This is a genomic window from Roseivirga sp. UBA1976 (genome assembly GCF_002336325.1).
GTDB lineage: Bacteria > Bacteroidota > Bacteroidia > Cytophagales > Cyclobacteriaceae > Roseivirga > Roseivirga thermotolerans.
This window is the reverse complement of record NZ_DDDQ01000171.1, coordinates 1-10111: the sequence shown is the minus strand read 5'-3', so window position 1 is coordinate 10111 and position 10111 is coordinate 1. Positions and strand designations below refer to the sequence as shown.

At 43.9% G+C, this 10111-nt stretch carries 9 protein-coding genes; 7 read left to right on the top strand and 2 right to left on the bottom strand.

Features of this window, described 5'->3' with window-relative positions:
- Nucleotides 1–254: 254 nt before the first annotated feature.
- From B3763_RS17830 to B3763_RS17800, 7 genes are all read left to right on the top strand, one after another.
- Entirely contained in the window at nucleotides 255–1433 is a 1179-nt protein-coding gene (locus B3763_RS17830; protein WP_286748230.1) for a glycosyltransferase family 2 protein, read from the top strand.
- Nucleotides 1430–1576, top strand: a complete 147-nt coding sequence (locus tag B3763_RS17825) for a hypothetical protein (protein ID WP_189631338.1) — start codon at nucleotides 1430–1432, stop codon at nucleotides 1574–1576. Before B3763_RS17830 ends, B3763_RS17825 begins: the two co-directional genes overlap by 4 nt.
- A gap of 1 nt (nucleotide 1577) precedes the next feature.
- Nucleotides 1578–2738: a glycosyltransferase family 4 protein gene (locus tag B3763_RS17820; RefSeq protein WP_286748229.1), complete on the top strand. Its 1161-nt coding sequence runs from the start codon at nucleotides 1578–1580 to the stop codon at nucleotides 2736–2738.
- Nucleotides 2735–4024, top strand: coding sequence for a polysaccharide biosynthesis C-terminal domain-containing protein (locus tag B3763_RS17815; RefSeq protein ID WP_286748228.1), 1290 nt, complete (start codon nucleotides 2735–2737; stop codon nucleotides 4022–4024). The genes B3763_RS17820 and B3763_RS17815 overlap by 4 nt, the downstream gene beginning before the upstream one ends.
- Nucleotides 4015–4830 carry an SAM-dependent methyltransferase gene (locus B3763_RS17810; RefSeq protein WP_286748227.1) on the top strand — a complete coding sequence of 272 codons (816 nt, stop codon included), beginning with the start codon at nucleotides 4015–4017 and terminating at the stop codon, nucleotides 4828–4830. Before B3763_RS17815 ends, B3763_RS17810 begins: the two co-directional genes overlap by 10 nt.
- Nucleotides 4818–5696 carry a glycosyltransferase family 2 protein gene (locus tag B3763_RS17805; RefSeq protein WP_189631342.1) on the top strand — a complete coding sequence of 293 codons (879 nt, stop codon included), beginning with the start codon at nucleotides 4818–4820 and terminating at the stop codon, nucleotides 5694–5696. Before B3763_RS17810 ends, B3763_RS17805 begins: the two co-directional genes overlap by 13 nt.
- Before the next feature lie 87 nt (nucleotides 5697–5783).
- On the top strand, nucleotides 5784–6971 hold the full coding sequence (locus tag B3763_RS17800; protein WP_286748226.1) for a glycosyltransferase family 2 protein: 1188 nt from the start codon (nucleotides 5784–5786) through the stop codon (nucleotides 6969–6971).
- On the opposite strand, the gene B3763_RS17795 is transcribed toward B3763_RS17800, so the two are convergent.
- Both B3763_RS17795 and B3763_RS17790 read right to left on the bottom strand, forming a co-directional pair.
- The gene (locus tag B3763_RS17795; protein ID WP_189631344.1) at nucleotides 6945–7673 is read right to left on the bottom strand and encodes a LytR/AlgR family response regulator transcription factor; all 729 of its coding nucleotides are present in this window, start codon (nucleotides 7671–7673) and stop codon (nucleotides 6945–6947) included. The two genes, B3763_RS17800 and B3763_RS17795, sit on opposite strands and share 27 nt — an antisense overlap.
- Nucleotides 7674–7725: 52 nt before the next feature.
- A partial coding sequence (locus tag B3763_RS17790) for a PAS domain S-box protein (RefSeq protein WP_286748224.1) occupies nucleotides 7726–10111 on the bottom strand: 2386 nt, incomplete at its 5' end.

Genomic DNA, 10111 nt, shown 5'->3' with positions numbered 1-10111 from the left:
TGCGGAATTTTCCTCTGAAAACTTCACATACGCAAAGGAAAATATCCGCAATCACATTTAGGCCCTGTTGAGATACCGGAGAAAACAGCCCTTTTTGATAGTTTAAGGCCTGTTTTTCCGGCATGACGTTCTTTTCGTACATCGAACTCAGGTTAATCTAAGCACTCATTTCATTCATCGTTGATTTCCTGCCATTCACCTTATAATTCCGGAAGGGAGCTTTGGTGGAGGTAGATTTGAATAAACATCGAAACATGAAAACTCTAGCCCAAATCATCATCGCGTTTCCAGTAGCTTACCTGGTGGTAGCTAGCCTTTACCAACTCATTCTGGCCATTGCCAGCACATTTAAGACTGCAAGAGTGGTGGTTAAAGAAGAGGGCCTGAGCAAGTTTCTGATTCTGGTACCTGCTTATAAAGAAGATCAGGTAATTCAGCAGACTGTTAAATTGAACCTCCAACACAGATACGAGTATCCCAAAGAGCACTTCGATCTGGTAGTAATTGCCGATCAGTTGCAACCGGAAACTCATACGGCCCTGGAACAAATGGGCGCTAAGGTTCACGCAGTATCATTCGATAAAAGCACGAAAGTAAAGTCGCTGCAGAGCGCCATGAACCACTACAAAAACGGTTATGATGCCGTGGTAGTACTCGATGCGGACAATGTGATGGAAAGAGGCTTCTTATTCAAAGCCAATCGCCTGATGAAATCCGGTTTGAGAGCTGTTCAGGGATTGCGTAAAGCAGCCAACAGCAATACTTCTACTGCATTGATGGACGGCTTGTCTGAAACGGCCAACACGGCTATGCTATGCCAGGGAGCTAATAATTTAGGGCTTTCCTCTAAGCTATCCGGTTCGGCTATGGTATTCGACTATAGCTTGTTCGACACAGTAATAGCTCAGTGCAAGGCCATTGGCGGCTTTGATAAAGAAATGGAGCTTATCCTTACCAAAGGTGGTGAGTTTATCCATTACTCTGAGCAGATTTCGGTTTTAGACCAGAAAGTTTCATCTACTGAAGCCTTTACTCGTCAGAGAGGAAGATGGCTCGAGGCTCAGTACACCTATTTCAAGAGATCGATTAGGGAGAGCATGGTGCAACTGGCAAAGGGCAACTTCGACTTTTTCCATAAAGTTATGCAGTTGGCGCTACCCCCGCGTGCGGTAGCTCCCTTTGCCATCACTTTGTTTGCACTTACCGGACTGCTATTAAAAAGCCAGGTGCTTTTTGTAGCCAGCACCGGAGCACTGCTAGCCCTTATTATAGCTTACCTGTTGGTGCTTCCTACTCAAGCACTTCTCAGAGAGTCTTTTCGCATCGCGTTCAGCCTTCCCAAAATTGGCTGGGCAGCTTTCAAGGCTCTTTTACTTATGCAGAAATCCAAAAAGGAATTCATTCACACTGAACACCAAATTTTAGAACTATGATTTTTCAAGGAATGCCCTGGCCGGCCGTATTGCCAATTGCAATTCTAGCCATGATTTACGCCATTAACCTAGCTAAAAAACACGAGAAGACAGTTGTGAAAGACAAACTGGACGGTCTCAAAGACAAGAAAAACAACCATTAAGATGAAAGCACATTCCACCCTTCATATACTACTCATCTGCAAGACACTTCCCTGGCAGTTTAAAGGGGGTATTCAAACCCACACCTGGGAGCTGGCCAGAAGCCTTGCAAGCAAAGGACACCAGGTGTCTATTCTGAACGGTGGAAGCTTTCGGAAGAGAACCAAGGTTGCGGAAAAAGAAGGCATCCGGATTATTGAGGTGCCTTACTTTCCCGGCCGATACATAAAACCAATTTCGTTGATAGCCGAAGAGCTGTCATTCAACTGGTCGGTTCTTCATTGGGTTAGAAAAAACCACATGAAGTTCGATATCATTCACGCTCAGGGCCGAAGCGGCTACCTGCTAAGTTTCTATTCTAAGATTCATCATAGGCTCGTGAACACTGTACATGGCCTCATCGATATAGAAAACAAAGGCAAGAAGTGGTATCACATCAACCACCAGTTACACCATACCTTCACCCGAAGAATGGAAAAAAGGCTTTACAACAGCGCAGCTGGATTGGTAGCTGTTAGCGAGGCCTTAAAGCAAGAAATCTATGAACGCAGACCTACGGGAAAATCAATCAACGTGATTACCAATGGCGTGAGCAGTCAGTGGTCAGACTCCAAAAGCGATCTGGCCGGAGTGGCTAAGTTTCTCTTTGTGGGCAGACTACATCCTGTAAAAGGCATTAGCAAAATTGTGGAAGTGATGGACCAGGCCGCAGACCATGTGCAACTGGACATTATTGGCAATGGCAGCGAGTGTGTGCGCATAGAGCAAATTATTAAATCCAAGAAGTTAGAAAGTAGAGTCAGACTGCTCGGGGAGTACAGCAATGATAAAATTCATGAAGTACTCCCCTATTACACCGCGCTGATTTTACCTAGTCAATATGAAACACAGGGCATTGTATTGCTTGAGGCCAACTCGGAGTCTATACCCGTAATAGCCTCAGATCTGCCGGCCATTCGTGAAACCATAGAAAATGGAGAAAACGGCATACTCTGTCCTGATCATAACCCTAAAGCCTTTATTGAGGCCATGAATTATATGGCCGAAAACCGGGAGCTTGCCAAAGCCATGGGCATTAAAGGACGTACAAGGGTTAAAGCCCGCTTTACCTGGGAAAAAATTGCCGAAAGAACAGAAACCCTCTACCGAAGCATTGCCCAATGAAATCGTTAAAACAAGATTTGGGCAGAACTTTCTATTCCTTTGCAGGACAAATCTCCTTTCTGCTTAGCAACTTTATTCTGTTTCTCTACCTGGCCAAACGCTACGACCAGGCCTCTTTCGGCCACTGGGCTATATTCATTACCACAGTGTCCATACTAGATGGCTTAAGGCAAGGCTTTACCCAAAACGGACTGGCTCGGCTTATCATCCGGCAGCCCGACAATCGGGAGATTAAAAGTACAAGCCTCTTGCTCAACTATGCCATAGTAGCTCTCACCAGCCTTTTTCTGGTGGTTTTCTCTCTGTGGTCGGCTCCTGAGCTTAGTATACTGTATATCAATGGGTTTAAAGCCTTGTTGGTACTAGCTACCATACAATTTCTCAATTCAGTAAACCAGGCACAGCAAAAGTTTAAGAAGTACTTTATCACCAACTTCATCTACCTTATTTCCTTTATAGCGGTACTGTCTGCTCAGTTGATAGTAGCCGGACAACCCAGCCTCACCCGACTGATAGACATAATGTTTCTTTCGGTGTTGCCGGTAACCATACTAGCTGTTGTTCAAGGCGAGTTTAGGCTGGTAAGGCCACTAAAGAGTACGGCCATGGAGCTTATTCACTTCGGCAAATACTCCTCTGGTACTAATCTGCTCTCACTGCTTTTTCAGCGGGTAGACTTACTCATGATTAACTACTTTATGGATCCTACAGCCGTAGCAATTTTCCATTTTGCCAACAAAATAATAGGTTATGCCGAACTCCCCCTGCAGGCCATTTCACAAGTCATTTATCCTAAAATTGCAGCCAGTTATCTTCAGTCGGGAGGCATTCATCTTAAAAAAACCTACGGCAACTCTATTCTGTGGTTATTAGCCTTTATACTACCGACTACACTTATTGTGCTACTCTTTAATAAAACCATAATAACCATCATAGGATCAGAAAGTTATCTTTCAGCCTCGGGTATAATAATCATTCTGGCAACCGCTACACTATTTAAACCGTGGGGCCGCGTTTTTGGCCTTACGCTGGATGCCGTTGGTAAACCAAGAGTAAATTTTCTGATGCTGGTTTTTAGCCTGGCGGTCAACGTAGTAATGAATTGGTTGCTGATTCCTGCTTTTGGTGTACAGGGAGCAGCTACGGCCACCGCTTCCAGTGTTATCATAACCATCATTATAGGTCAGTTAAACATTAAAAAAACGCTTGCCATACACCCTATCAAAGAGTTTGTTGTGGCAGCCAAATCATTAACACATCTAAATGCTTTGAAGAAATGGAGCTAACCTTTGGTACATCGCAGATATTCACCAGCGAACGCATGAAAAGCAAACCCAAACTAGCCAGGCTGTTTAAATCGGTCTTTGGCTATACCAACGTGGGCAACTATGCGCGGTTTACCATTTTCAAGAAACTAATGAAACACATAGACCTGCCTCAAAATGCTAAAATACTAGATTTGGGTGCCGGCTATGGTGAGTATAGCTTTAGTCTGGCCAAAGCTCTTCCCAAGGCTAAAATTCATAGCCTCGATGTAGACAAGGAGCGCATTGCCACACTCAACGAAGCCATAAAAGCTAGTGGAACAAACAACATTACCACACATTGTACCTACACGGAACAATTGGAAGAAAGAGAGTTCGACTTCATATTTTCTATCGATGTTTTCGAGCATATCACTCCGAAAGAAATGCCTTTTAAAGCAGCTTATGACAGGCTAAAGCCCGGAGGCTACTTTATGGTGAAAATTCCTAATAAACACCAACGAACCCTATTGCCCGAGCGATACTTTGAAGAGCACCATGAGTGGCTCGAAGAAGAGCACGTTGGCCAAGTATATAATCTGGAAGACCTCTGGAAACGATTCATTGGTGAGGGTTTTCGTGTGGTACACGGCTCGTACTCTGACGGTTGGTTCTCACGCCTGGGTTGGGAAGCAGCCTATCTGGGCAAGAAAGCAGGCCTGCTCGGTCAGGTTTTGAGCTTGCCATTTGCTAAACTATGTATCAAAATAGATCGCCTGGTACACGGCAATTCCTGGGGAAATGCTATTCAGGTAATCGGAATAAAAGAACCATCATGTCAGCCTTAGTCTCTATAATCACCGTAAACTACAAGCAGGCGCAGGTAACCTGCGAACTGCTCGAATCCATTGGCAAATTGGCCTACAATGCGCTAGAAGTTATTGTGGTAGACAATGGTCAGTCGGGAGACGATACATCTTTATATCAATCGGTATTACCCAATGTGAGGGTCATCAACTCATCGGAAAATATTGGTTTTGCCGGAGGTAATAATTTGGGTATTCAAGCAGCAACAGGCGAGTTTCTATTTTTGGTGAACAACGATACGGAACTAGACAATGGCCTCATAGAATCTCTGCTAACCCATTTTGAAGACGATCATGTAGGGGCTGTCTCTCCTATTTTAAAATATTACGATCACCCCGACCAGATTCAGTTTGCGGGCTTCACAGAGATCAATCCTATTACCGGTCGCAATGAGCTGGTGAGAAAAGCTAAGTCGAGCTACCCCTACTGTACCCCATACTTCCATGGAGCGGCTGTTATGCTCCGAAGATCTGTGGTAGACCAATGCGGGCTTATGCCCGAAGAATTCTTTCTGTACTATGAAGAGTTGGAGTGGTCTCGAATTATACGTTCTCATGGTTTTGAGCTACTGGTTGACCCTACGGTGCATGTGCTACACAAAGAGTCGATAAGCACGGGTAAAAACAGTCCGTTAAAACTCTATTACCAAACCCGAAACAGGTTGCATTTTATGCGAAGAAACGGTTTTAAAAACTGGACGCTCTTCATGCTTTTCTTCATGTTTCTTTCTACCCCAAAGCAACTTGTCCGCTCGCTTCTCTCCAGAGAATGGGCTCACCTGAGCGCCTTTTCCAAAGCCTGGACCGATGGGCTATTGCACAAGCGCTTTGGTTTCAGACCGCTCTAAGCAACTCATCGAAGGATTCCGTTCATTCATCGAAATCTCCCCTCCCAATTCACTGAAATTGAGCTAATTCAAAGAAAAACCACGACCATGGAAATTCTTTTTTGGATCAGCATTTTCATCATCTTCTATGTCTTTATTGGCTATGGCATAGTAATTAGTGTACTGGCCAAGTTTAAAGCAAGCGACACACCGGTTGCTTTGGAAGATGAAGACCTTCCGCATGTTACCTTATTGGTTGCAGCTTATAACGAAGAAGATATTATTGATGAAAAGATCAGCAACTGTCTGGCACTAGACTACCCCAAGGAGAAGTTACACATTGCCATGGTTACAGATGGTTCTACAGACAATACCAATCACTTAATTGAACAACACCCTTCTATTACCCTGCATTATACACCACAACGAGCCGGCAAAATTGCAGCTGTTAATCGTGTAATGCCTACAATTGACACCCCTATTACCATTTTCTCTGACGCCAACGTGATGATTAATGCACAAGGACTAAGGGAATTGGTAAAGCATTTCCAGAACAACAGGGTAGCGGCTGTTTCAGGAGAAAAAACAGTACTGAGCCAAAAAGCCGATGGGGCAAGTAGCTCCGGTGAAGGTTTCTATTGGAAATATGAGTCTTACCTAAAAAAGAAGGATGCTGAATGGAATTCGCTGGTTGGTTCGGCCGGAGAGTTATTTGCCATTAGAACGCACCTCTACGAACCTATAGATACCAATACGTTGATCGAAGATTTTGTACTTACCATGACTTTGGCTGCTAAAGGATATAAGGTTGCCTATGAACCAAAAGCACTGGCCCTGGAAACGGGCTCGGCCAATATGGAAGAAGAAACAAAAAGGAAAGTAAGGATTTCTGCCGGTGGCATTCAGGCGGTCATCAAACTACTGCCACTACTTAATCTGATGAGATACGGAAAGTTGAGCTTTCAGTACATATCGCACCGGGTTTTGCGTTGGACACTCATGCCTTTGGCCCTATTGGGAGCTACCCTGGCTGTACCTTTTTTGGCCATTGCCAATAGCATCTACCTAATTCCGGCCATTGCCTGTTTGCTGATTTATGCACTGGCGGCCATGGGCTATCTCATGCGAAATAACCCCACGCGTATCAAAGCCCTGTATATTCCCTACTATTTTCTCTACATGCACTACTGTGTGGTGCTGGGCTGGAAAAAATATTTTACCGGACAGCAAAAAGTAACCTGGGAGAAGGCCAAAAGAGCCAACCTGCCTTTACAACAGGTTGAGTCTCTTAATTAAAGCTTCTTTGTTAGAGCGTGAAATAGGAATCACCTTATTGTCGATTAGCAAATTAGACTCTTCAATGTCTATTATTTTGCTGAGGTTAATGACATAGGAACGGTGCACTTTGGCAAAGTTATGCGGAGTTAGACGGTCTTCTACCCGCTTCATTGTGGTGTGTACAATGTGCCCCTTCTCTTTGGTCTTAAACAAGGCATAGTCGCCCTTAGCCTCTACATAAAGAATATCGTCAATCTTTACCTTAATGAGTTTAGAGTCCACTTTCAGGTATATACTATCTTGAATTACCTTAGACATAGTGGAAGCAGATTCGGCCTTTTTTAACCGATCGAAAGCGGCCATGGCCACTTCAATAGCGGCATTGATGTCTTTTACACCATAGGGTTTAACTAAATAGCCGAAGGGACCTTTTTCTTTAGCCCTGGTAATGGTTTCATTGTCTGCAAAAGCGGTGGTAAAGATGAAAGGGATTTCGAAGTTCTGATTCAGCAGCTCTGCCAACTGCACACCGTCTATATCGCCTCCAATCTGAATATCGAGCAAGGCCAGGTCGGGCACAGTCTCATTGCATATAGCAATGGCGGTCTCTGCGCTTTCTGCAACTCCAAGAACTTCATGATTAAGTACGGCTATAATATCCTGAACGCTCTCCGCGATCATGGGATCGTCTTCTACAATTAGAATTTTCAACTGACTCATTAACTTTTTTTGAACAATTTAATAATTCAGATGAGCAAATTCATGAATTCACCTAAGATAAAGGTAATTCAACTGTAAATTCTGAGCCCTTATTCTCTTCGCTATCCACGGTAATGGTTCCTCCGTGCAGCTCAGTGAACTCTTTTACAATGGATAAGCCCAGGCCGGTACCTTGAATATTTTTAACATTGGTAGCTCTGTAAAAAGAACCGAATAGTCCTTTTAGATCTTTTTGTGGAATGCCTATGCCGTAGTCTTTTATTGAAACCTTTACGCTCTTAAGCTCATTAAAAGCCACCTGAACCTCAGGAGCCTCACTATTTGGAGAGTACTTAAGGGCATTGGAAAGCAGATTAGAAAACACATGTTCCATCAGTGAGGAGTCTATAGATACCTCTCTTGGCACACCTACTACTTCCATCTTAATCTTTCTTCCTTTACTGTCGGTTTCGGAATGCTTATTCACCAGGCGCTCAACAAATTGCACCAGGTCGGTAGACGATTTCTTCATATTAATGCGGCCTGCCTCAATTTTGCCCAGCATAAGAATGTCGTTCATTAGAGAGGTAACCCTGTTCAAATCGCCATCTATACGATCGAGAAATTTCTTGTATCGAGGGAAATCGTCAGGGTGCTGGCCTTCTAACTGAAAGCTGATCAGGTCTGCATTCTGTTTTATGGTAGTAAGGGGTGTTCTAAACTCGTGGGAGGTCATGGATACAAATCTGGACTTTAGTTCATTGAGCTCACGCTCTTTTTCCAGCGCTTTTTGCATCTCTTCCTGCACCTGCTTTTGTATGGTTATATCACTCAGGAAGGCCGTAAAGGTAAAGTAGCCTTTATTTTCAACCGGAATAATAGCCATAGCCACCGGAAACTCCTCTCCATTTTTTCTGAGAGCAGTAATCTCAATTTTCTGATTTAAAACCGGACCTTCTCCCGTTTTAAAGAAATGCTGCATGCCCCGCTTGTGCGCCTCTCGGTGTATTGGAGGAATAATAGTTTCCAAAAGGGTTTTTCCTAAAGCCTCATCGGCCGAAAAACCAAAGATAGACTCTGCCTGCCTGTTCCATTCGGTAATAACTCCTTCTCTATCTATAGTAATTACCGCATCAATGGCGTTGTGTAATATTTTTCTGAGCTTTTGTTCGCTCTCAATAAGTTCTTTTTCTGCCTTTTCCTGCTTCTTCTTGGCAATGGCATTCTTTAGTCGGTTAGAAGCCAGGTTAGCAATGGTGGTTAGGGTATGCAAATGCTCCTGATTGAAGAAGTTACGCTGCCGGTGCTCGGAATCAATAACTCCAATTACCTCTCCATCGGCAATAATAGGTACCGTAATTTCCGAGAAGCGCACCGCATCGTCTACAATGTAGCGACCGTCTTTGCTGGTATCGTTCACAATCTCTGCGATTCCCGTTTGAGCAACAGCACCTACAATTCCTTCACCAATTTCTATGGATATGGGGTCTAGAACTTTTCTGGTTTTGGATTGCTTGGCGCCATAAGCGGCCACCTGATCCAGTTTACCCGATTCATCATTTTTCAAGTAAATGACACAATCTTCATAACCGAATTTCTCAATCACATTCTCTGCGATCTCCCAGGAAATCTCCTGAATGGAGTCATCTGATAACAAGCTGGTTACAAACCCATTAATAGCACTCAGGTGCTTTTGATTACGCTCTAATTCTTTATTCTTTCTGGCCAAAGCGCGTTGCTCTGCCTCTAGTTTTTCCTGATTTTCAATGAGCGTGAGCGTATATCCCATCCACTTAGAAAAAAGCTCAACAAACTCAAGATCGTAGGTATCGAACTCTTCTTTGCGGGCCTTGGTAGAGGTAAAATTGATAGTCCCTCTTTTTTCTCCGTTTACCCGATAGGCAATACCAATGTAAGACTCTACACCAAAAAGTTCGTGGCAGGGATGATCGTAGTACTTAGACTCGCTCACATCTTTCATAAAGAGGATGTCATCTTTTTTGATGACTATATCGCAGAAAGTATCGCCCAGCTTAAACTTATCGCCAATGTTGAGCCCGGTATCGTCTGTGTTGGAGTAAAACTGTTTAATCTCATAAGAGGCGCCATTTATTTCACTAATTATGGCAAGGTCTAGGCCCAGGTACTCGGTGGCTATTTTAAGTCCCTGATCGATTTGCGAAACGGAAGAAAGGCTCAGGTTTGACGTTACCGAGTTAATGGCCTCCAGTCCGTTTTTGTACTTGCTTAGTTTCGCTTTGGTTTCTTTAAGTTCCTCTTCGGCCAGCTTACGATTGGTAATATCCATGTGAATACCAATGGATCCGCGAATGGAACCATCTACATTGTAAATGGGAGCTCCGCTAATCATTGCCCACCTGTATGAGCCATCTTTGTGCTTTAGCGGTATCTCATAGACACTGGCACTACCTTTGGATCGCTTATGCTGTTGAGAGGCT

What these genes read in the sequence shown, in the direction of transcription:
- B3763_RS17825 (WP_189631338.1), top strand. Translation starts at nt 1,430, where the DNA reads ATGATTTTTCAAGGAATGCCCTGGCCGGCCGTATTGCCAATTGCAATT.
- B3763_RS17820 (WP_286748229.1), top strand. Translation starts at nt 1,578, where the DNA reads ATGAAAGCACATTCCACCCTTCATATACTACTCATCTGCAAGACACTT.
- B3763_RS17830 (WP_286748230.1), top strand. Translation starts at nt 255, where the DNA reads ATGAAAACTCTAGCCCAAATCATCATCGCGTTTCCAGTAGCTTACCTG.
- B3763_RS17815 (WP_286748228.1), top strand. Translation starts at nt 2,735, where the DNA reads ATGAAATCGTTAAAACAAGATTTGGGCAGAACTTTCTATTCCTTTGCA.
- B3763_RS17805 (WP_189631342.1), top strand. Translation starts at nt 4,818, where the DNA reads ATGTCAGCCTTAGTCTCTATAATCACCGTAAACTACAAGCAGGCGCAG.
- B3763_RS17810 (WP_286748227.1), top strand. Translation starts at nt 4,015, where the DNA reads ATGGAGCTAACCTTTGGTACATCGCAGATATTCACCAGCGAACGCATG.
- B3763_RS17800 (WP_286748226.1), top strand. Translation starts at nt 5,784, where the DNA reads ATGGAAATTCTTTTTTGGATCAGCATTTTCATCATCTTCTATGTCTTT.
- B3763_RS17795 (WP_189631344.1), bottom strand. Translation starts at nt 7,673, where the DNA reads ATGAGTCAGTTGAAAATTCTAATTGTAGAAGACGATCCCATGATCGCG.